Below are 21,377 nucleotides of genomic sequence, written 5' to 3'. Positions count from 1 at the left end.
GATGCCGCTAGCGCGAATCGAAGGCCGGGAGCTGCACTACGAGGACACCGGCGGAGCCGGTCCCGCGCTCCTCCTGCTTCACGGTTACCCGCTCTGCGCCGCGATGTGGAGGCGGCAGCTAGAGGCGCTCGGTACGAGAGCCCGTGTGATCGCCCCCGATCTCCCGGGATTCGGCGCTTCGCAGTCTCCCGCCGATCCGCTCTCGTGGCGGATCCGGGACTACGCCGACGCGGCCAAGGGCCTCCTCGACTCCCTGGGGATCGAGAGGGCGGTGGTCGGCGGCCTCTCGATGGGAGGCTACGTCGCGTTCTCGCTCTTCCGGCGTCACCGGGGCGCCGTCCGCGCGCTGATCCTCGCCGACACCCGGCCCGGCGCCGACTCGCAGGAGGACATCGCCGCGAGGACGTCCGCCCAGGAGGAGATCCGGGTGCGGGGGACGGCGGCGCTGAAGGAGCGTCTCCTGACGAACCTGCTCGCGCCGAAAAACATCGGCGATCCCCTGTTCTGGTCCCGAGCCCTCGAGCTCATGGATCACGAGGACAACGGCTACCTGGCCGCGCTGGAGGCGATGAAGCATCGCCCCGACTCCACCCCCGACCTGGGGCACATCGACGTGCCTACGCTGATCGTCGTCGGGGCGGAGGATCGCCTCACGTCGCCCGCCGTCTCCAGGGCCATGCAGGGGGCCATTCCGGGGGCCAGGCTCGCCGTGATCCCGGGCGCGGGTCACCTTTCGAACCTCGAGGAGCCGGAAGCCTTCAACGAGGCGCTGGCCTCCTTTCTGGACGGACTCTAGGCTTGCCTCGGGAAGCCGCGCCGGAAGTCCGGCGTTGCTCCCGTAGGAGTCGAACGAGTCATGGCCAGTCGATCAAGACGTAACCCCGCGCCCGTTCCGGGCCCCAGCCTCCTGGTGACGGAGGTCGAGGCGGTGGAGCCGGCCGGGGGAATCGAAGTCCCGAGTGCAGCCGATCCGGTGCCCCGCCTTCGCGCGGTCCCGCCGGAGCCCGAGGCACCGGAGGAGTCCACAGCCCAGGAGCAGTCGAGCGCCGAGGTGGATGCCGAGGCCGAGACCGGCGCTCCTCCCGCAGGCCGGCCGTCCGCAGGCAAGGCGGCCCAGCCGGCCAGCCCGGAGGTGCGGGTCCGCAGGCTGCATCGGCGCGATCTCAATCGCACCTGGGAGTTCCTCAAGCTCGTCTTCCGCGACGTGAATCGCGAGACGGTCGAGTACCAGCGTCCCTTCTCGAAGCGCCGCTTCCTCGAGGTCTACGAGGAGGAGGGCGAGCAGCTCCTCTTCGAGGTCGAGGACAAGATCGTCGGCTACGCAGAGTGCGCGTTCGACGCCAGCGGATCCGACAACTGGGTGAACCCGCGCTACTTCGACAAGCGCGGGATGCGTCCGCTCTACGTCGACGAGCTCGCGGTGCACCCGGACTACCAGGGGCAGGGCGTCGGGGGCTTCATGCTCGACCAGCTCCAGCACCTCGCCAGGGTTCGCGGCTGCACGCACCTGGTGCTCGAGGTGGCGGAGAACAACAAGAGCGCGCTCTCCTGGTACCGAAAGCGGAACTTCTTCAAGCTCGACGCTGCGATCTTCATGGCGCAGAAGCTCCCCGCGGAGCCGGAGCTCCTGCCGCCTCGTCGGCTGCCCAAGCGCGCTGCCAAGGCTGCGGCGGCCCCGGCGCCCGCCAAGGGTAGCCGCAAGTCCTCCGGCCGCACGCGCCGGAAGTAGGCTGCCGATCGCGCGCCCGACCGTGTCGGGTGCGCGAATCCTCGACGACACATCTTTGCTCTCATGAGAGCTCGCGTCCTCGCTACGTCCGTCTCGGCGGCGGTGCTCGCCGTCGCCTGGATGTCGCTCGCGCAGCCCGGCCCGGTCGCCGCGATCCTCTCGCGGTTCCACTCGCCCCTCTTCCAGGCCGCGCAGCCAGACGACGCGATGTCGCCGGAGGAGACCAGTCCGGTCCCGGACGAGGAGGCGGGCAGGCTCTCGCCTCCAGGGGACGAGGTCCTCGGCGGCAATCGGGTCACGGGAGAGGAGGCGGTGCCGGGAGGCGAGATGGTCTCGCCGGGCAGCGGCGTCACCGGCTTCGACTCGGGCCTCTCCACCGGCCCCGAGCAGCCCCTTCCGCCGCCGGGAACGGAGCCCTCCGTGCCTCCTCCTGGTCCAACGCCTCCTCCGTCCGGAGCGCCTGGCGCCGAGGCTCGGGCTCCCGGCGAGCAAGCGGCGCTGCCGCAGGCCCCGGCGCAGGCCCCGGCGCAGGCCCCGGCGCAGCCGGCCGGGAAGCCCTCCGAGGAGGAGCTGCGGGCGAGGCTCGAGACGCTCCAGTCGGAGCTCTCCCGGCTTGAGGCCAGGCAGGAGGAGGAGGCCTCGCAGGCGGACGAGCGCATCGCGTCCCTCGAGGGCGAGCTCGACGATCTCCAGACCCGGGGCGCCTTCCTCGAGCAGAATCGCGCGGCGCGGATCCAGCGCCTCGAGAGCGGCATGGCCGGCATCCAGTACGTGGCCGGCGCGCTTGCCGTCGGGAGCTCGGATCTCGACGGCGATCTCGCGCAGATCTCCGCGGAGCTCGGCGGCGCCGCCGCTGACGCCTCCCGCTACGCCGGGAGCGACGAGGCGACCTTTGCGGCGCAGGCCCGGTCCGCCGTGGAAGCGGCGCGGGAGGCCCTCGCCCGGGAGGATCTCTACGCGGCCCGGCTGTCGCTGGGCGTCGCCCTCGCACAGGCCGGCTCCGCCGCCGATGCCGCCGGGTCGGGCAGGCTGCCGCTCTTCCGCTGAAGGCTGCATTCGCCTCGGAGGTCGGCTCGACGGGCTCCGGCGGCTCGCTGCATCCGCTTTCGTCCGCCCCCTATCTTGTCGTGGATCCAACAAGGAGATTTCAAATGGCGGAGGTTCAGGGACCTTTCCTCACCGACATCGAGGAGATCCGCAGGCGCGCGCGCGAGCACCTCAGCGAGGGCTCGGTCACGCCCGACTACGAAGGCGACGTCGAGGTCGCGGTGAAGCTCCTCAACTACGCGCTCGCCACCGAGGTCGTCTGTGTTCTCCGCTACACCCACCACTACGTCGCGGCGCAGGGGATCAGCAGCGAATCGGTGCGCCAGGAGTTCCTCGAGCACGCGAGGGACGAGCAGCGGCACGCCGTCCAGCTCGCCGAGCGGATCAACCAGCTCGGCGGGAACCCGAACTTCAACCCCGAGGGACTCCTGTCGCGCAGCGCCAGCGAGTACGTCGAGGGCACGAACCTCGTGGAGATGTTGCGCGAGGATCTCGTCGCGGAGCGGATCGCGGTCCAGACCTACCAGGAGATGGTCCGCTACTTCGCGAACCACGATCCGACCACGCGCAGGCTCCTCGAGAAGATCCTCGAGAACGAGGAGGAGCACGCGAGCGACCTGCACGACCTCCTGGTGAAGCACCAGGGCAAGCCGATGCTCGACAGTTAGATAGTCTTGACGCCGGGGGCCGTGGGCTGCCGGCGTGGCTTCCCGCTCCGGTACGGCGACGGCCAGGCGAGCTGGTCGAAGCCCACCTCTGCCGCGGCGTGGAGCGTCCAATGCGGATCCGAGAGGTGCGGCCTCGCCAGCGCGCAGAGATCCGCTCGGCCCGCGGCGATGAGGGTGTTCACCTGATCGCCGGTGGTGATGTTCCCGACCGTGATCGTCGGGATCCCTGCCTCGTGCCTCACCTGGTCCGCGAAGCGCGCCTGCCACATCCGCCCGTAGACCGGCCGGGCCATCGGCGTGGTCTGCCCCGTGGAGACGTCGACGATGTCGCAGCCCAGCGCCTTCAAGGCCTTGGCCACGACGACGGCGTCGTCGCCGTGGAAGCCGCCCGGCACCCAGTCGGTGGCGGAGATCCGCACCGAGATCGGCTTGTCCTCGGGCCACGTGGCGCGCACCGCCTCGAAGACCTCGAGAGGGAAGCGCATCCGATTCTCGAGGGTGCCGCCGTATCGATCCCGGCGCACGTTCGTGAGCGGTGAGAGGAACGACGACAGCAGGTAGCCGTGGGCGAAGTGGATCTCGAGCATGTCGAAGCCCGCCTGGTCGGCGCGCTTCGCCGCCTGCACGTAGGCGGCGACGAGACGATCCATGTCCGCCCGGTCCACCTCGCGTGGCACCTGCGAATGCGGGAGATAGGGGAGGGGAGACGGAGCGACGATCTCCCAGGCGCCCTCGGGGAGGGGCTGATCGGCGCCGGCTTCCCAGGGAAGCCTCGTCGCAGCCTTGCGGCCGGCGTGGCCGAGCTGCAGCGCGATCTTCGCGTCGCTGCACGCGCGGACCGCGTCCACGATCCGCTTCCACGCCGCCGTGTGCGCGTCGTCGTAGATGCCCGTGCAGCCCGGTGTGATCCGTCCCTCCGGCGACACGTTCGTCATCTCGGCGAAGACGAGTCCCGCGCCGCCCATCGCGCGGGAGACGAGGTGGGCGAGGTGGAAGTCGTTCGGCGTCCCGCCCTCCGCCGAATACATGCACATCGGCGAGACCACCACGCGGTTCTTCAGCTCCATCCCGCGCAGGCGGAACGGCGTGAACATCGGCGGCGGCGCGGGCTCTCCCTCCCCGAGCTCCACGCCGGCGCGGCGCGCGAACCACTCGTCCACCCGGGACACCAGGCGCGGATCCCGCAGGCGCAGGTTCTCCCAGCTGATCCGCTTGCTGCGCGAGAGCAGGCTGAAGGCGAGCTGCAGCGGCTCCATCCCGCGGTAGCGCTTCACGTTCTCGAACCAGCGGAGGCTGTCCTGGGCGGCCTTCTGGGTCCTCTCGACCACGCCGCGCCGCTCGCTCTCGTAGAGCGCCAGCGCCGAGGGGACGTCGGATTCGCGCGAGAGGGCGTCGGCGAGCGCGATCGAGTCCTCGATCGCGAGCTTGGTCCCGGAGCCGATGGAGAAGTGGGCCGTGTGGGCGGCGTCGCCGATGAGGACGACGTTCCCATGGTGCCAGCGCTCGTTCCGCACGGTTGCGAAGTTGACCCAGGTCGAATGGTTGGCCATGAGGCCATGCCCGTCCAGGTGCCTGGCGAAGAGCCTCTCCAGGTAGGCGAGGCTCTCCTTCTCGCTCATCCGATCGAGGCCCGCCGCCTTCCACGACTCCTCGTCGCACTCCACGATGAAGGTGGAGGTCTCGGGATCAAAGCGGTACGCGTGGACCTGGAAGAGGCCGTGCTCGTTCTCCTCGAAAATGAAAGTGAATGCGTCGAACACTTTCCGTGTGCCGAGCCAGATGTAGCGGCACTTGCGGACGTCGAGGCTGGGACCGAACGCCGGCTCGAAAGCGGCGCGGATCCGGGAGCGGATCCCATCGGCCCCAACCACCAGGTCGTAGCCCTCGAGGACGCGGGGATCGTCCACCTCGACGCCGTGGCGGATCTGCACGCCGAGGTCGACGGCGCGCCGCTGAAGGATCCGCAGGAGCTGCTTGCGCGCGATCCCGGAGAAGCCGTGGCCGGTCGAGCGGATGCGCTCGCCGCGGACGTGGATGTCGATGGCGTCCCAGTGGGCGAAGGCCCGGGTGATCTCGTCGTGGGTCTCGGGGTCGGTGTCGAGGAGGTTGCCCAGGGTCTCGTCGGAGAAGACGACGCCCCAGCCGAAGGTCTGATCGGCGGCGTTGCGCTCGAGGATCGTGACCTCGTGCCGGGGATTTGCCTTCTTGAGGAGGATCGAGAGGTAGAGGCCCGCAGGCCCGCCACCGACGCAGAGAACTCTCATCGACGCGTGCTCCCTTCGAGGAGCCACGTTTCTATCACGTCGACCTGGGGCTCGCGGAGCCGGAGCGTTTCAGCGCGGCTTGCGCGCGAGCTTCACCACGCGGTCGAAGTGCTCCTTCGACACCGGCTGCACCGAGAGTCTCGAGCCCTTGCGCAGCAGCTCCATGCCCTCGAGCGAGGGATCCTCGCGGAGGACGGGGAGCGGGAGGACCTCAGGGAAACGCTCGACGAAGCCGACGTCGACCATGTCCCACCGCGGGTCCTCGGGGCTGGAGCCCTCGTCGAAATAGTGCGACTTCGGATCCCACGCGAAGGAGTCCGGATAGGCCTCGCGGACCACTTCGGCGATTCCCGCCACGCCGGGAGGGTTCGCGTTCGAGTGATAGAAGAGCACGCGATCGCCCTTCTTCATCTCGCGCATGAAGTTGCGGGCCTGGTAGTTGCGGACGCCTTCCCAGCTGGTCGCGCCGTCCTGCTCGAGCTGCTCGATGGAGTAGGTCTCGGGCTCGCTCTTCAGGAGCCAGTAGCGCTTCGCGGCCACGGACGGACCTCCTCTGCGATCCGGGTCAGAGGCAGGGACCGCCACGACGAATCGCCGCGAAACAGCGAGCGGACCAAGGCTTCGGCCTCGTCGGCGGCGCGGGCCGCGTCTTCGGCGAGCCGCAGGGCCTGAGCGTCGATGCCGCCGATCGCCACGTCGTCGGGGATGGAGAGAAGGCGCATGGCGGGCAGCCTAGTCCACCGGCTGTCCGTGCGCTCGATTCCCCCTGTGGATAACTCTTCGATCGAGAATCGGTTCAGCCGAGCATCGTCCCGGAGCCCGCCTTGAGCCACTGAACGTAGTGGGTCTGGCAGTAACCCCGGGTGCGCGCCTGCTTCTCGCAACCGAATCGGCCACAGCGCGGCGCCTCCTCGCCCGGCTTGCGGCGGCGGCCGGTGAGGCCAGGGAGGATCTTCGGCGCCCTCGGCGCCTGGGAGCCGCCGACGGCCCGCCACATGGGCTTGGGGGCCGGGGCCGGCGAGGGGAGGGCGGCTCCGCCCTCCTGGGCGCCAAGGAGGCGCGAGACCAGCTCGAGACCCAGGCGAACGCCCAGATTTCGGAAGGTTTCCTCGCAATGCAGCGCCAGCTCTCTCACATGTCCTCCGACGCGCCAGGCCCCCGGACCTGACCGACGAGGGAGAGATACCATATATTGCGATGCATGCCACTCGATCAAAGATCGAGCGATACCTTCGGCCGCTCTCGCTCTCCGATCGCCGGGTCAGTATTCCGGGCGGGTCGAGCGGGTGAGCACCGGCACCTGCTTCCAGAGCTCCGGGAAGAACGCCTCGTCGATGCCGTAGCGGAGCTGGGACGCGGGAACGTCCTTGAGGCTCTTCACCTCGAGGCCGATGATCCGCTTCACCATCTCGTAGTGGTGGAAGCGCCAGGCCTGGAAGCCCTCGTCGACCTCCATCATGCCCTGGACCACGAGCCAGAGGTCCCAGTGGACCCGCGGCTTCGCGAAGAGCGTGACGAGATCGACGCCCGCCCGCTCCCGGGCCTTCTCGAAGGCGGACCACACGGGCTCGCCGATCGTGAGCATGCGGTTGAAGCCCGGCGACTGCTGGCCGCTGCCGCGTCCCAGGGACTGGAGCCGGACCTTGTGGTAGTCGGCCGGCGCCATCGTCTCCATGATCGCGAGCTGGTCCGCGAGGAGCTTCTCGATCTTCGCGGTCCGGCGGAGGTGGTGGGCGGCCTGGCCGAGCTCGTCCTGGCCGAGGAGTCCGGCGACGCGTTCCGTCTCGTGGAACATCGTCTTCATCCAGAGCTCCATCACCTGGTGCATCACCTGGAAGAGGAGCTCGTCCGGATCGGCGCAGGCCTCGGGCGGCTTCTGGAGGGCGAGAAGCTCCTCGGTGCGGATGTATTTCTCGTAGTCGGTGAGGACCTTCTCGTTTCCTTCGGGCTGCGCCATCTCGGACTCCTGCGGACGTTTGGCGCACCAAGCTAGCAGGCTTGCCTACATGCCTCAAAGGCCCTCGGTCGCTCCGAGTCACGGCGTCGACACGAGAAACGCACCGCATCGCCTACCGGCGCAGGAGCACGTAGACCGCCCCGGCGCCTCCGTCGTGTTGCCGGGCCGTCGCGAACGCCAGCACGTTGGAGCCGATCCGCCCCTGAGACAGCCAGACCTGGACCCCTTCCTTGAGGACCGGGATCTGATCCTTGGAGTGGAGGCCGCGGCCGTGGATCACGACGACGCAGCGCCGGCCCTTCCTGCGGCTCTCCTCCACGAAGAGGCCGAGCGCCTCTTTCGCCTCGGGCCTGGTGAGGCCGTGGAGGTCGAGGTGTCCTTGCACCGCGTAATCTCCGGCGCGGAGCCGGCGGACCACCCGCCGGTCGAGGCTTGCGACCGACCCTTCGATGTACTCGTCGGAGCTCGCCAGATCGAAGGGCGCCGTCCCGGCGACGAGCTCGCAGAGCTCCGCCAGGGCCTCGGCGTCCTCGTCCGCGATCCGTTGAGCGAACTCGGGAGGGGGAGGCGCCGGGGCGGTGGTCGGCGGTCCCCTGCGGACCGGCTCCACGTCGCCCACGAAGGCAAAGAAGAGCTCCGTCTCGTCCGCGACGTTCTCCGGCCGCGCAGACGCAGGTGCCGGCCGCTCCGGCGCGAGGGCGGGCAGCTCCTTCGGGGCCTCCTTCACGGGCTCGTCCCTGAGAACGAGGTCTCCGAAGGGGTTGTTGAAGGGTCGTGCCTTTGCCATCCGTCGCTCCTCGCTCCCTATAATACCGGCGCTGCGGGCGGCTTTATCCCGGCAGCGATACGGGCCGGGGAATCGAGCCCGGATCAGGAGACCGGCGAGGCGTGCCGGGGCGGAGCGTGGGAACGATGGCGCAGGGCACGGTGAAGTGGTTCAACGACGGGAAGGGCTTCGGTTTCATCTCGCGGGACGACGGCGAAGACGTCTTCGTACATCACACCGCGATCTCGGCTGAGGGCTTCCGGAGCCTGAACGAGGGCGACCGGGTGGAGTTCGAGGTCGTGCAGGGGCCCAAGGGGCTCCAGGCCGCGAACGTCCAACGGATCGGAGGCTAGCCCTAGGCCCGCCCGGCCTCGCCGAGCGTGTAGCGGGTGGGATCCGGGACGCCGGCCTCGGCGAAGCCCCGGCTGCGCAGGAGGCACGCGTCGCAGCGCCCGCACGCCCACCCTTCGGCGCTGGGGTCGTAGCAGGAGTGGGTGATGGAGTAATCCACTCCGAGCGACGATCCGAGGCGGATGATCTCCGCCTTGGTCAGGTAGAGAAGGGGCGACTCGATCCTTGGGGCCCGATCCTCGCAGGCCGCGCGGGCCAGGTCGGCGAAGGCCTTCACGAAGGCGGGCCGGCAGTCGGGGTACCCGCTGTAGTCGAGGGCGTTCACCCCGAGGTAGATGGCTTCGGCGCCCAGGGTCTCGGCCATTCCGAGGGCGACGGCGAGGAAGATCGTGTTGCGGGCGGGGACGTAGGTCGATGGGAGATCGTCGCCGATCCGGCCCGGCTCGCGATCCTTCGGCACCTCGATCGTCCGGTCGAGGAGCGCGCTCCGGGAGACCTCCGAGAGATCCATCCGCGCCACGCGGTGCGAGGCCGCGCCGAGGGCGGCCGCCACCGTGGCGGCGTGCTCGATCTCCTGCCGATGGCGCTGGCCGTAGTCGAACGACAGGCAGTGGGCCTCGAGGCCGTCGCGGCGGGTCGCGATCGCCAGGCAGGTGGTGGAATCCAGGCCCCCCGAGAGAAGGACGACGCCTCTTTTCACGGCAAGGTTCCTTTGAGCTGGTAGGAGATCTCGCAGCGGCTCGGCGCGGGCTGCTTCACGCCGTCGACGATGCAGACGCATTCGGGCTCGTCCGCCGGGAACTCGACTTCCTCGCGGAGGGCGCCGACGACGCAGCCGCACGCGCTCCAGCTCAGGCTCCCGTCGGGCAGGGTCGCCGGGCAGGTCCGATCGGCGCTGGCCCCCGGCTCCTCCGGCGCTTCGAGCGATTGACCGCAATCCCGCGCGCCGAGGAGGTCGCCCTCGAGCACTTCGGAAAACGCGAGCGTGCACGTGCAGGCCGCGAGCCGTCGCGGGATCCCCGGGCCCTCGACGGGCGTCCGGGTGGAGAACCGGGCGCCATCGAGCGTCCCCTCCCACCGGACCTTCTCCGTCGAGACCCAGAGCTTCCGGCTCTCCGGGTCGAAGGAGAGGATCCCTTCGAAGTCGAGCTGGGACGGCGATCCCCCGAAGAGACAGCGATCTTCGGAAGAGCCCTGATCCAACGTCGCCACGAAGCGGAAGCCGCCGATGAGCTCGCCCGGCGGGGGATCGGCGACGCTGCAGGCAGCGGAGAATCCGGAGATGGCGACGAGGGTGGGGACGATCCGGCGCATCGGCGCCGCAACGTATCGGCGCATCGCCGTCTTCGCAACGTGAGAGCAACGGGCGGGCGAGTAGGGGGCCGACGATGAAGTGGCGGTGGTGCATTCCCCACCCGAGGATCCTCGCCCACCGTCTCTTCCAGCAGTGGAGGGAGGACGACGCCACCGATCTCGCCGCCGCCCTCGCGTTCTACGCGATCCTCGCCCTCTTCCCGTTCCTGATCTTCCTTGTGGCCCTGGCCACCATCGTCTTCCGGACGCAGATCGAGGAGAACCTCCTGGAGCCGCTCCAGCGGCTCGCGCCCACCGAGGCGACGAAGATCCTGCGTACCGAGCTCAAGTCCCTGGTGCAGGGCAGCACGGGGCTCCTCACCCTCGGCGCGGTCGGCGCTTTCTGGGCCGCATCGAGCGGCTTCGCGGCGCTGAGCCGAGGCTTGAACCGGATCTATCGGGCTCCGAAGACCCGCCCGTTCTGGAAGGAGCGGGCGATCGCCGCCGCCTCCACCCTTGGCGCCGCCCTGATGGTCCTGGTTTCGGGCCTGCTGCTGGTCGTGATCCCGGCGATCGCCGATACCGTCGGGAAGGCCATCGGCAACGGACTCCTCTGGCTCCGCTTCCCGGTGTCCGCGGCGATGATGATGGTGATCCTCGCCGTCCTCTACCACGTGCTCCCGGAGACGAAGGCGCCGATCCGCTTGATCACGCCCGGCTCGGTCGTCGCCGTGCTCGTCTGGATCCTCGCGTCCCACGGCTTCGCCGTCTACGTATCTCACCTCGGGAGCTACGACATCACCTACGGGACGCTGGGCGGCTTCGTGATCCTCCTGGTGTGGATGTGGATCTCGTCGATCGCGATCTTCCTGGGCGCGGAGCTCAACGTCGCCTGGGATCGAGCCTGTCGCGAAGACCGTCGCCGAGAAGATTGAAGCCGAGCACGGAGAGCGCGATGGCCACACCGGGGAAGAGCGCCACGTGCGGTGCGATCATCAGGTACTGCGTCCCCTGGTCCACCAGCGCGCCCCACGACGGAGTGCCCGGCGGCACGCCCAGGCCCAGGAAGGAGAGAGAGGCCTCGGAGAGCATCGCGCCCGGGACGCCGAAGGTCGCCTGGACCACCACGGGACCGAGCAGGTTCGGCAGGAGGTGGCGGAGCACGATCCGCGGCCCAGACGCGCCAAGGGCCCGCGCCGATTGGACGAAGTCGCGGTCCCGGAGAGCCAGCACCTGCGCGCGGGCGAGGCGCGCGTAGCCGGTCCAGCCCGTTGCGCAGAGCGCGATGATCACGTTCCAGAGCGACGGGCCGAGGACCGCGGTGATGAAGATCGCGAGGAGGATCCCCGGGAACGCGAGGAGCACGTCCACCACGCGCATGAGGAGCTCTTCCGCGATCCCGCCGCGGTAGGCCGCCACCGCTCCCAGGAGCGTCCCCACGACTGTCGAGAGGAGGGTGGCGGCGAGGCCCACGAGTAGCGAGGTCCGGGCGCCATGGAGGAGCTGGGCGAGGACGTCGACGCCGTTCTCCGCGGTGCCCAGGAGGTGGGCGCCGCCCGGTGGGGCGAGCTCGTTCTCGAGGGAGATCGCCCGCGGATCGACGCCGCCGACGAGGGGCGCGACGAGCGCCACCAGGCAGAGCGTCGCCACGATCCCGAGGCCCATCCACGGCCCGAAGCCCCGAAGCAAAGGACGCCGTCGCCGGGCGGGGGGCGGGGCGCCGGCGTCCCCGATTCGCTCGGGCAGGGGCGGATTCGCGAGCGGCCTCATCGACGCCTCCGGACCCGTGGATCGGCCGCGGCGTAGGCCAGGTCCGTGAGGAGGTTCACGGCGACGTAGGCGAGCGTGAAGGCGAGGACGCAGGCGCGGACCATGTTGTAGTCCCGCCGATCGATCGCCTGGAGCAGGAGGCTCCCCATCCCCGGGTAGTTGAAGACCTTCTCCGTGATCACCGCGCCGCCGAGGAGCGCGCCGAGCTGGAGCCCCAGCACCGTGAGCACGGGGAGGAGCGCGTTCCGCAGGGCGTGCTTCGCGATCACCCGCGCCTCCGAGAGCCCCTTCGCCCGGGCGGTCCGCACGTAGTCCTCGCCGGTGGCGTCCAGGAGCGACGCGCGGATCATGCGGGCCAGGAAGGCAGACAGGGCCAGACCCAGCGTAAGGGCGGGAAGCACGAGCCCCGCGGGCTCCTCGAGGCCGGACACCGGCAGCCAGTCCAGGCCGATCGCGAACACCAGGATCAGCAGGGGCCCGAGCCAGATCCGCGGGATCGCGACGCCGAGCACGGCAAACGCGCTCGCCGCCGCGTCGAGACGGCTTCCGGGCCGCGCCGCCGCCACGACTCCCAGCGGGAGGGCGACGAGGATCGCCACCAGGAGCGACGCGCCGGCGAGGAGCGCGGTGTTCGGCGCCGCCCTCCCGATCGTGTCGAAGACCCGCTCCTGGAATGGCGGCACCGACGACCGCAGCTCGAGGCGTGCGGTGTCGCGGGCGAAGCTCCACAGGCGCATCGCAAGGGGATCGTCCAGGTGGAGCGCGGCGCGGAGCTCCGCCCGATCGGCCTCCTGCGCCTGCTCGCCGAGGATCGCGTCGATCGGATCGCCCGGCACCAGATCGAGGAAGATCGACACCAGGAACACGGCGCCAAGCGCGGCGAGGAGTGTCCCCGCGGTCTTGTGGAGCAGTGGCCTCATCGGACGATCCGCCTGGCGCGGGCAAGGCTCCGCAGGCTCCCCTGGGGATCGACCTCGACGCCCTCCACGGTCTTGGCGATCACGCCCACCGCGTCCTCGTGGAGCAGGGGGATCGCCGGGAGGTCGCGAGCCAGGATCCGCTGCGCGGCGGCGTACGCGGCGCGGCGCTCGAGGGGATCGACCTCCTCCCGGCCCCGGTCGAGGAGCGCGTCGAGCTCGGCGTTGCGGTACCGCATGCGGTTTCCGCCGCCCCAGGCCGAGGCCTCGGAGGGGATCGACGCCGAGTGGTACGCGAGCCGGAGGAGGTCGGGATCCACGACGGCGGGCCACTTCAGCGAGGCGACCTGGAAGTTCCCCCGCTTCACGTCGCCGAGGAAGGTGCCCCACTCGAGGGGCTGGAGCTCGAGGCGGATCCCGGCCTCGGCGAGCTGGGACGCCATCGCGAGCGCGAGCGATCGCCGGAAGCGATCGGTGGAGAGCTTGAGCGTGAGCGTCAGCCTCGGCCCGCCGTCCGCCGGCTCGCGGAAGCCGGCCTCGTCGAGGAGCGCCTTCGCTCGGCCGAGGTCGCGGCTGCGCCTCCCGACGCCGGCGTCGTAGGCCCAGTGATCCTCGCGGAAGAGCGTGTCGGCCACCTGGGCCGCGCCCTTGAGCTTGAACCGGGCGAGCGCCTCCCGATCGAGGGCCAGGGCGATCGCCTCTCGGACCTCCCTCCGGCCGACGGTCGGATCCGTCATATTGAACATGAGGTAGGAGACCCCTGCACCGGGGCCGACCTTCACCTGGAGGCGCGGCTCGCCCCGGAGGGCCGGGAGCAGCGGCGCGCTCAGCGATCCCAGCAGGACGTCGACCCGCCCCTTGCGAAGCTCGAGGATCCGGGTGGTCTCGTCGCGGACCGTGCGGACCTCGAGGGAGACCACGGGCGCGCCGCCGAAGTAGCGCGGGTTGGGCGCCAGCCGGAGGTCGTCGGCGCCGTCCCAGCGGGACACCACGAAGGGGCCGGCGCCAATCGGCCGGAGGCGGAGCTCGTCGCGGTGCTCCGGACCGGCGAGGCGCGCGGGCAGGATCCCCAGGGTCCCGTCCACCGGCATGGCTCCGAAGGGCCGGGAGAGGCGGAAGACCACGGTGGCGGGATCCGGCGCCTCCACCGATTCGACGTATCCGTAGGCGCTCCGGTGGGGCGAACCGACGGCGGGATCGAGGACCGAGCGGAAGGTCGCGACCACGTCCTCGGCGGACAGGGGCGTCCCGTCGGAGAAGGCCAGCCCGGGGCGCAGGTGGAAGATCCACTTCCGAGCCCCCTCCGCCTCGAAGGACTCCGCCAGATCCGGCACCGCCTCTCCGCGCTCGTCGATCCGGGTGAGACCGGGTGTCACGAGCTGGGCGATCCGCATGGCGTTCAGGCCGAGCGCCATCCGGCGGTCGAGGGTCTCCGGCGGGGCGTCGATCGCGAGGACGATCACGTCCGACGGCCGCTCGGCTGCCCTGCAGGCGGAGAGCGCCCCCAACGCGGCCAGGACGAGGGCGATGGGCGCTCTCCTCGGGAGGGGCTGGGGTCGGGAGCTGGTTGGAGGAACGCTACGCATCGGATGGGAGGCGGATGGTAACGTCGACTCGCCTTCCATCCAACAACCGACCGAGCCGCGAGGCCGAATCCCCAGCTCGGGAGCGCGGCGGGGCGAGCGCGGAGGGCTCGGTCGCTGGCACGTTGCCTGGCGCCCCGTCGGACCCTACTATCGATCTCGACGCCGAGCGCTCGCAGGGCAAGCAATTCGCCAAGGCCCTTCTCTCGGAACTCCAAGGATCCCGACCGTGGCTCGAGCCGCTCCTTTCCGCCACCCTGCGTTCGTCGCCACGTGGTTCTGCGTCCTGGCCTGGGTGCTCCCTCCCGACGGAGCGCACGCCGCCGATCCGACTCCGCGGAGTGAGGTCCGGGAGCAGGAGATCTCACCGGAGCTCCCCGCCTCCATCGCCGAGATCCTTCGGGCCGGCCCCATCCGCGATGCGAGGACGGGTGTCCTCGTGAGCGACCTGGACACCGGCAAGGTCGTCTTCGCCCGGAACGCGGACGAGCTCCTCAACCCGGCTTCGAACATGAAGCTGCTCACGACCGTGAGCGCCATGGCGATCCTCGGCACCAACTTCCGCTTCGCCACCGAGCTCTACGTCTCCGAGCCGGCGAGGGCGGGGGTGGTGAAGGGCTCGCTCTACCTGCGGGGCAAGGGCGATCCCTCGCTCACCACCGAGCGCCTCTTCCGCCTCGCGAGGGAGCTGAGGCACCAGGGCGTCCGGGAGATCACGGGCAACCTCGTGATCGACGACACCTACTTCGACGCGGTCTACGACGGGCCGGGCTGGGAGCAGGACGACTCCGACCGTCCCTACATGGCGGGCGCCGGCGCTGTGTCCCTCAACTTCAACTCGGTCGGGATCCACGTCCACCCCGGCGAGTCGGTCGGGGCCAAAGCGCGGGTCGAGCTCGAGCCCGACTCCGCGTATCTGACGGTCGAGAACCTGGCCGATACCGCGCCGCGCGACGCCCGTGGCCGCGTGGTCGCCTCGTCGAGCCGCGACGGGGACCGGCAGCGCATCGTGGTTCGCGCGCGAGTCGCCGAGGGGAGCCGGGGCGAGGTGCTCTACCGCCGGATCTCCAACCCGCCCCGCTACACCGGCGAGACCTTCCGCGCGGTGCTGGCCGAGCAGGGGATCAAGATCAAGGGGAAGGTCGTCCTGAGCGCCGTTCCCGCCGAGCTCAAGATTCCCATCGTCGTCGACTTCTCCGAGCCGCTGGCGGTGCTGGTCAACAAGCTCAACAAGTGGTCGCAGAACCACATGTCGGAGATGCTGCTCAAGACGATCGGCGCGGAGATGAAGGGGGCGCCCGGGACCTGGGCCAAGGGAGCCGCGGCGATGGAGGACTTCCTCGCCGACCTGGTCGGGATCCCGCGAGGCTCGATGGTGATCCGCAACGGCAGCGGCCTCAACGACACCAACCGCGTCAGCGCGCGCCAGCTCGTCAGGCTGCTGGAGTGGGTCCACCGGTACTCGCGGATCGAGCCCGAGCTCCTCGCGTCGCTGCCCATCGCCGGCGTCGACGGGACCACTCGCCACCGGCTCGGCGGCACCCTCGCCGAGGGCCGCATCCGGGCGAAGACGGGCACGCTCCAGAACGTCACCTCGCTCTCGGGGATCGTCGACGCGGTCTCCGGCAAGCGCTACGCGTTCTCGATCGTGGTGAACGACTACCCGGGCCGCCTCTCGCAGGTGCTCCCCAGGGTGGACGCCATCGGCGCCGCCATCGCCTCCGAAGGCTCCGAGGGCGGGAGCCGCTCCGCGATCGCGCTGGCCGAGCCGCCTCCGAGCGATCCTTCCACGCCCCTGGACATCCTCCGCAACCGGATCTCGACCTATGCCGACCTGGGCCGCGTCGAGGAGAGCCGCAACGCGACCTTCCTCCGGGCGGCGCTCCGCACCGAGCGCGATCCGGCCGTGCGGGCCGTGATCGCCGACGCGCTCTATCGCTCCGATCGGGGGGATGGCAGCGCCGCCGTCGCTGTCGTCGAGGCCTTCTCGCCGGGGGCGGACGTCTTCGGGCGCCTGAGGGCCGCGGCAAGGGGCATGGGCCGGGTCCCCGTCCTCGACACGCTCTTCGACCTGGCGGTAGCCGGGAACACCGCCGCGATCTCGCAGCTCGTCGCGGTGTCCGAAGAGGTAGAGGAGGGCGATCCGCTCTCCGCCGAGCTGGCCGACGGCTTCGCGGAGATTGGCCGTACCGCACCCGACGAGCTCCTCGCCGCGCTGGAGGGGGCCTCGGAGGGGTCCCAGGCCGCCGCGATCGCTCTTCTGGGAAAGGTGATCGCCGAGCCGCATCCGCGGATGCAGCTGTCGCCGATCGCTCCCCATCCCTTCAACATCGCCGTCGCCAAGGCCGCGAATGGCGTCGATCCCCGGTTGGCGACCTTCGCGAGGTCCGTCGAGAGCCGTCTGGGAGCGGGCGACGACCACAAGCCGCAGGGCCCGGAGGCCACGCCGACCGCAGTCGCGCCCTAGCGTGGTCGGAGAGGCGTCTGTCCGGTAGCCGCCACCCGGTGTCGGATAGCCGTGCTAGGTTGCGTCCCATGGCTGGCCTCGCGCCGTGCCAGGTGGGGCGCACGCGGTGTGCGTCTCTTAGAGACGAATAGTGAGAGAGCGATGGCAAGCGTCAACAGAGTGACCCTCCTCGGAAACCTCGGGGCCGATCCCGAGATCCGTTACACGCCCGGTGGCCAGGCGGTCGCCAACTTCCGGCTGGCGACGACCGACTCCTGGGCGGACAAGGGCTCGGGGCAGAAGCAGGAGCGCACCGAGTGGCATCGAGTGGTCGTCTGGGGAAAGCTCGCGGAGCTCTGCGGCGAGTACCTCAAGAAGGGCCGCCAGTGCTACGTGGAGGGCAGGCTTCAGACCCGTGAGTGGCAGGACAAGGACGGGCAGAAGCGCTTCACGACCGAGATCGTCGCGAACCAGGTCGTCTTCCTCGGAAGCGGCGGGGGAACTGGCGGCGGCAGTGGCGGCGGCGGTGGTGGCTTCGGCGGCGGCGGCAGTGGCGGCGGCGGTGGTGGCTACGGCGGCGGCGGCAGTGGCGGCGGCGGCGGTGGCGGTGGCTACGGCGGCGGCGGTGGTGGCTCCGGCGGCGGCTACGGCGGCGGTCGAGGATCGGGAGGCGACGACTTCGGTGGCGGCCCGGACTACGGCGGCGGCCCCAACGACGACATCCCGTTCTGAGCCAGCGGCATTCGCTCGGAGCCCGGCCCGGCTTCGCTCTCCACCGCCCCGACAGGATCGGGGCGGTGAGTAGCCGGAAGAGCGGGTCGGGTCAGTCGGCAGGTACGGGAATCGGACCGCCCGAGATCTTCTCGATGATCCAGCCGCTCTGCGAGCCCTGGCCAACTCGCTTCCAGTCGATGAAGACGTTGTCCGTCTTCACGACCGTCGACGGAAGCTCGTACCAGGACATCCGCGTGAGCATGCGCGCCGAATCGCCTCCCGGCTGGAGCTCCACCGAGATCGTGGTGTACTCGAGAACCGACAGGGACTTCTCGAGTCCGTAGGCCCTGGCGAGGAAGTCGGTGCGGAGGTCGCTCGAGATGCGCTGGGCCACGAACTGGTAGTCTCCGAATTGCAGCGCGTCGTAGAGCTCGCGCGACGCGTCGGCGAGCTGCTCCGCGGAGCGGCCCGCGGACGTGGTCGCACACGCGCCTGAGCCCAGGAGCAGCGCGACGAGCGCAAAGAGAAGAGGTCTCGGAAACACGAACCGGAGCGTAGCAGACGACAGCGATTTCCGCGAAACCTGCACGTGTGGATATGTGGTTCGAGGTGCGCGAATTGACTGCATGTGAGAGGCCGTTGCGCAGATTGCGCTAGAGGTCTTTCTCCAATTGTTGGACCTTCGCGTCGATCGGGCAGGTCCCTCGTTCGCGCTGAAGCCGACGAAGACCAACGCCAGACCGCTCTCCGTCGTCGACGGGGGCAGAGAACGGACGGGCCAGGGAAACGCGCATGACGGAGCGGAAGGACGATACGAGCGAGGAGAGCCGAGGAGGCAGTGAATCCCTGCCCGCCGAGGAGACCCTCGGACCTCCGGCTGCGCCATCCGCGCCCCCTCCCCTCCCGCCTCGGGTCGCGGCGAGGGCTTCGACCTCGCCGGCGACCTCGCCGCCCACCGCGCCGGGGACACCTCCCTTCCCGTCGAATTCCACGGCGACTCCGCCCATCCCGTCCGCCGCGCCGGGGACTCCGCGTTTCCCGTCGGCGACGTCGGCGGCTCCGCCCCTCCCGCCGCCGCCGCGATCCGCGCCGCCGCCGCTGGCTCCAGCCAAAGCGGAGGCCGGGGATTGGCTCGGCGACCTTCCCGCTCCCGCCCGGGAGACGCCCGCGCCGGTCGTCGTCGCCGATCCGTCCGCCTCTCTCGAGGCCGCCAAGGCTGCCGCCGAGTACGAGCGCCAGCTCCGGGAGAAGCTGGCGCAGGAGCGGAATCGGCCCAAGGGCTTCCTGCGCCGAAACGCGCTCTCCCTCTCGCTCGCCGTCATCGGCCTCCTGGTCGCGGGCGCCGGAGTCGCCGCCTACCTCCTGGAGCGGGCGGCCACGAGGGAGCAGGAGATCGCGCGCTACCTCGCCGCGGCGCGAAACGGCCTCGCTCGAGACACCTTCGCCGCCCTCCAGGCCAGCCTGGACGCTCTCGACGAGGCGCTGGACCTCGATTCGACCAACTCGACCGCGCTGGCGTTGAAGGCCCAGGCGGCTGCGACCCTGGCCGCTTCGTTCGACGCCTTCGACCTTCGGGCGGCGACGGCGTTGGCGAGCCGCCACGCGACCAGCCCCGAGGAGCGGGATGCCCTCCTCGCCGCCCGCTGGCGCCTCGCGGTCACCGGCGGCAACCGGGAGGAGCGCCGCGCCATCGAGGACGAGATCCTCTCGATCCCGCCCGAGAGCGCCGGCGCCACCCTCCTGAGCCTCGCAGGGGCCGTCCTCCTATCGAGAGACCAGCCGCTGGTCGCCGTCGAGCGGTTCAACTCGGCCATCCTCGCGAGCCCGGGCCACGTGCCCACGCTCGTGAAGGTCGGGGACTACTATCGCTCCCGAAGCGAGCACGAAGAAGCGATCCGGTACTACGAGCTCGCACTCTCCGTCTCCGAGGACCACCCCGCGGCCCTGGTCGGCGCAGCCGAGTCGCACCTCGCCTTCTCGCGCGAGCCCAGGCTCCTCGAACAGGCGCTCGCGGGTCTCGACAAGCTCCGCACCAGCGACCAGGTGCCAGTCGGCATCCGCCTTCGCCTCGCCATCGTCCGGGCCCGCCTCCGCGCCGCGGTCGGCACGCGCGACTCGGCGGTCGCCGAGCTCGAGAAGGTCGAGGCGGGGAAGGATTCAGAGCGGCTCGTCCAGCTCGCCCAGGCCTACGTGTCGATCGGCGCCGCAGACGTGGGCCTCGAGCTCTTCCGCGGCTTCGACTTCGACGCATCCCAGGATCCTGCGCTGCGTGAGGCCTACGCCCGCCTCCTCGTCGCCGCCGGGCGCCTGCGGGAGGCCGCGGCGCTCTCCGGGAAGCCGGGCGAGAGACCCGTTCACCTCCAGGTGGGGATCGCGCGCTTCCGCGCCGGAATGATCGCCAAGGCGCACGAGTCCCTCCACGCGACCGTGCTGGAGCGCAAGCTGCCGGTAGAGGCCGTCGTCTACCTCGGCCTCGTCGACCTCGAGAGGGGACGCCTCGATCAGGCGCGGAAGACCTTGGAGCGCCTCGGCACGGGATCGCGGGCGCGAACCACCGGACGGTGGGCATGGGCGAGGCTCCTGCGGCGCGAGGGCAAGCTCGACGAGGCCGAGCGCGCCCTGGTCGAGGCGGTGGAGCTCGACCCCCGATCCGCCGAGCCGCGCTTCGAGCTGGGCCGGCTCCTGCTCGAGCGGGGTCGCCACGACGAGGCTCTGGCCATGCTCCGCGAGGCGGTTCGCTTGAACCCGCTTCGCGTCGAGGGCCGAAGGGCGCTCGGCACTGCCTTCCTCGAGGCCGGCAATCCGGACGCCGCGATGGACGAGTGGGAGGCGGCCCTCGAGCTCGATCCCGAAGACGGCGCGGCGCTCGTCGACCTCACGGGCGCGATGCTCCGCGGCGGCAGGAAGGACGAAGCCCTCGCCAGGGTCCAGGCCATCGTGCGCGCCTTCCCCAAGAGCGCTCCGGCCCGGCGCGCCCTCGGCGAAGTCCGGCTCGCCCTCGCCGACCCGGAACGAGCCCGGCAGGCCTTCTCGGAGGCCACGCAGTTGGGGTCGGGCGATGCCGCCTCGTGGGCGGGGCGCGGTGAGGCCGAGCTCGCACAGGGCAACGCCCGAGCCGCCGCCACCTCCTTCGCACGGGCGCTGGCGCTCCAGCCGGGCTGGGCGGTAGCCGAAGTCGGACTCGCCAGGACCGACGCCGCGCAAGCTCGCCCGGCCCCGGCCGAGAAGCGCCTGCGCACCCTGTTGGGTCGCATCGGATCGAACGGAAAGGCCTCCGAGCGGGCGATGGCCCGATCGGCCCTCGCCGCCGTCCTGCTCGCCGACGGGAAGGGGGCAAACGACGCTGCCCGTCAGGAAGCCGAGGCGGCCGTCGAGCTCGACGGATCGCTCGGTCTGGCCCACCTCGCCCTCGCAGAGGCGCTCGACGCCGCGGGGGAGCTGAAGCCCGCAGCGCAGGCGTTCAGCCGGGCGGCCGAGCTCTCACCCTGGCTCGCGGACGTCCATCTGCTCAAGGCCCGGAATCTCCTCCGCGGCGGTGGCACGACGAAGGAGGCCGCCGCGGCCCTCGAGCGCTACCTCGTGCTCGCTCCCCGCGGCCCCGGGGTGAACGAGGCCCGGAAGACCCTCGCTCGAATCGGCAGCGGGGGCTGAAAGTTCGTGAAGAAATTCACGAGCTCTCGCGAGCCGCAGGCGAGCGTGCGCCTGGCTCGCGCTGGAACTGGCCGGGAGGACGGGCGAGGAATCCGGCTGCCCGCGAAGGGCCGTGGCGTGACGGGGTCCGGGTTGACAGCGTGGAAACAGAGGCCGATCGTGATCGCCTCGTCGGTGAGGGTTGATTGGGAGGCGGCTTGGGCGAGCGGAGTGGAGGTTCG

Annotated in this window: 21 protein-coding genes; 9 read left to right on the top strand and 12 right to left on the bottom strand. The window is 70.6% G+C overall.

Going from position 1 to position 21,377, the window contains the following annotated elements:
* Position 1: 1 nt before the first annotated feature.
* The 4 genes from AKJ08_RS12570 to AKJ08_RS12555 all read left to right on the top strand — a co-directional run bounded on the left by AKJ08_RS12570 (position 2) and on the right by AKJ08_RS12555 (position 3,444).
* Positions 2-796, top strand: a complete 795-nt coding sequence (locus AKJ08_RS12570) for an alpha/beta fold hydrolase (RefSeq protein WP_050726382.1) — start codon at positions 2-4, stop codon at positions 794-796.
* A gap of 60 nt (positions 797-856) precedes the next feature.
* Positions 857-1,729, top strand: coding sequence for a GNAT family N-acetyltransferase (locus AKJ08_RS12565; RefSeq protein ID WP_240475321.1), 873 nt, complete (start codon positions 857-859; stop codon positions 1,727-1,729).
* A gap of 63 nt (positions 1,730-1,792) precedes the next feature.
* On the top strand, positions 1,793-2,776 hold the full coding sequence (locus AKJ08_RS12560) for a hypothetical protein (RefSeq protein WP_050726381.1): 984 nt from the start codon (positions 1,793-1,795) through the stop codon (positions 2,774-2,776).
* Between the two features lie 104 nt (positions 2,777-2,880).
* A complete protein-coding gene (locus AKJ08_RS12555) occupies positions 2,881-3,444 on the top strand; it encodes a ferritin-like domain-containing protein (protein WP_050726380.1) in 564 nt (187 codons plus the stop codon).
* Here the strand turns inward: AKJ08_RS12555 and AKJ08_RS12550 are convergent.
* From AKJ08_RS12550 to AKJ08_RS12525, 6 genes are all read right to left on the bottom strand, one after another.
* Entirely contained in the window at positions 3,441-5,708 is a 2,268-nt protein-coding gene (locus AKJ08_RS12550; RefSeq protein WP_050726379.1) for a bifunctional salicylyl-CoA 5-hydroxylase/oxidoreductase, read from the bottom strand. The genes AKJ08_RS12555 and AKJ08_RS12550 overlap by 4 nt on opposite strands.
* A 69-nt stretch (positions 5,709-5,777) precedes the next feature.
* Positions 5,778-6,248 carry an EVE domain-containing protein gene (locus tag AKJ08_RS12545; RefSeq protein WP_050726378.1) on the bottom strand — a complete coding sequence of 157 codons (471 nt, stop codon included), beginning with the start codon at positions 6,246-6,248 and terminating at the stop codon, positions 5,778-5,780.
* Positions 6,221-6,430 carry a hypothetical protein gene (locus AKJ08_RS12540; RefSeq protein ID WP_050726377.1) on the bottom strand — a complete coding sequence of 70 codons (210 nt, stop codon included), beginning with the start codon at positions 6,428-6,430 and terminating at the stop codon, positions 6,221-6,223. The genes AKJ08_RS12545 and AKJ08_RS12540 overlap by 28 nt, the downstream gene beginning before the upstream one ends.
* Positions 6,431-6,504: 74 nt before the next feature.
* Entirely contained in the window at positions 6,505-6,843 is a 339-nt protein-coding gene (locus tag AKJ08_RS12535) for a hypothetical protein (protein WP_050726376.1), read from the bottom strand.
* Between the two features lie 126 nt (positions 6,844-6,969).
* On the bottom strand, positions 6,970-7,665 hold the full coding sequence (locus AKJ08_RS12530) for a tryptophan 2,3-dioxygenase family protein (RefSeq protein ID WP_050726375.1): 696 nt from the start codon (positions 7,663-7,665) through the stop codon (positions 6,970-6,972).
* A gap of 112 nt (positions 7,666-7,777) precedes the next feature.
* Positions 7,778-8,452, bottom strand: coding sequence for a Smr/MutS family protein (locus tag AKJ08_RS12525; RefSeq protein ID WP_050726374.1), 675 nt, complete (start codon positions 8,450-8,452; stop codon positions 7,778-7,780).
* Between the two features lie 125 nt (positions 8,453-8,577).
* Here AKJ08_RS12525 and AKJ08_RS12520 point away from each other — a divergent pair, with 125 nt between their 5' ends.
* Positions 8,578-8,784, top strand: a complete 207-nt coding sequence (locus AKJ08_RS12520; RefSeq protein WP_050726373.1) for a cold-shock protein — start codon at positions 8,578-8,580, stop codon at positions 8,782-8,784.
* A 2-nt stretch (positions 8,785-8,786) separates the two neighbouring features.
* Here AKJ08_RS12520 and queC read toward each other — a convergent pair whose 3' ends face one another.
* Together queC and AKJ08_RS12510 are read right to left on the bottom strand one after the other, a co-directional pair.
* Positions 8,787-9,563, bottom strand: a complete 777-nt coding sequence (queC, locus tag AKJ08_RS12515) for a 7-cyano-7-deazaguanine synthase QueC (RefSeq protein WP_082343129.1) — start codon at positions 9,561-9,563, stop codon at positions 8,787-8,789.
* On the bottom strand, positions 9,479-10,120 hold the full coding sequence (locus tag AKJ08_RS12510) for a hypothetical protein (RefSeq protein WP_050726371.1): 642 nt from the start codon (positions 10,118-10,120) through the stop codon (positions 9,479-9,481). The genes queC and AKJ08_RS12510 overlap by 85 nt, the downstream gene beginning before the upstream one ends.
* Positions 10,121-10,170: 50 nt before the next feature.
* Here AKJ08_RS12510 and AKJ08_RS12505 point away from each other — a divergent pair, with 50 nt between their 5' ends.
* Positions 10,171-11,010, top strand: coding sequence for a YihY/virulence factor BrkB family protein (locus tag AKJ08_RS12505; RefSeq protein WP_050726370.1), 840 nt, complete (start codon positions 10,171-10,173; stop codon positions 11,008-11,010).
* On the opposite strand, the gene AKJ08_RS12500 is transcribed toward AKJ08_RS12505, so the two are convergent.
* The 3 genes from AKJ08_RS12500 to AKJ08_RS12490 form a co-directional block, all read right to left on the bottom strand.
* Positions 10,958-11,740: an ABC transporter permease gene (locus AKJ08_RS12500; RefSeq protein WP_050727567.1), complete on the bottom strand. Its 783-nt coding sequence runs from the start codon at positions 11,738-11,740 to the stop codon at positions 10,958-10,960. The two genes, AKJ08_RS12505 and AKJ08_RS12500, sit on opposite strands and share 53 nt — an antisense overlap.
* Before the next feature lie 101 nt (positions 11,741-11,841).
* Positions 11,842-12,765: an ABC transporter permease gene (locus tag AKJ08_RS12495; protein WP_050726369.1), complete on the bottom strand. Its 924-nt coding sequence runs from the start codon at positions 12,763-12,765 to the stop codon at positions 11,842-11,844.
* A complete protein-coding gene (locus AKJ08_RS12490; protein ID WP_169788817.1) occupies positions 12,762-14,225 on the bottom strand; it encodes an ABC transporter substrate-binding protein in 1,464 nt (487 codons plus the stop codon). Before AKJ08_RS12490 ends, AKJ08_RS12495 begins: the two co-directional genes overlap by 4 nt.
* Before the next feature lie 349 nt (positions 14,226-14,574).
* Between AKJ08_RS12490 and dacB the strand changes: the two genes are divergently transcribed.
* Together dacB and AKJ08_RS12480 are read left to right on the top strand one after the other, a co-directional pair.
* Positions 14,575-16,812 (top strand): D-alanyl-D-alanine carboxypeptidase/D-alanyl-D-alanine endopeptidase, encoded by a 2,238-nt coding sequence (dacB, locus tag AKJ08_RS12485; protein ID WP_050726367.1) that lies wholly within the window; start codon positions 14,575-14,577, stop codon positions 16,810-16,812.
* 141 nt (positions 16,813-16,953) lie between these two features.
* Positions 16,954-17,523 carry a single-stranded DNA-binding protein gene (locus tag AKJ08_RS12480; protein WP_050726366.1) on the top strand — a complete coding sequence of 190 codons (570 nt, stop codon included), beginning with the start codon at positions 16,954-16,956 and terminating at the stop codon, positions 17,521-17,523.
* 91 nt (positions 17,524-17,614) lie between these two features.
* Here the strand turns inward: AKJ08_RS12480 and AKJ08_RS12475 are convergent, their stop codons facing one another.
* Positions 17,615-18,049 (bottom strand): hypothetical protein, encoded by a 435-nt coding sequence (locus AKJ08_RS12475; RefSeq protein WP_050726365.1) that lies wholly within the window; start codon positions 18,047-18,049, stop codon positions 17,615-17,617.
* Positions 18,050-18,297: 248 nt separating this feature from the next.
* Here AKJ08_RS12475 and AKJ08_RS12470 point away from each other — a divergent pair, with 248 nt between their 5' ends.
* Entirely contained in the window at positions 18,298-21,156 is a 2,859-nt protein-coding gene (locus AKJ08_RS12470) for a tetratricopeptide repeat protein (protein WP_050726364.1), read from the top strand.
* Positions 21,157-21,377: the final 221 nt, after the last annotated feature.

Origin of the sequence: Vulgatibacter incomptus (assembly GCF_001263175.1) — a bacterium.
In the GTDB taxonomy this organism is placed as follows: domain Bacteria; phylum Myxococcota; class Myxococcia; order Myxococcales; family Vulgatibacteraceae; genus Vulgatibacter; species Vulgatibacter incomptus.
This window is presented reverse-complemented; position numbering and strand designations above follow the sequence as displayed.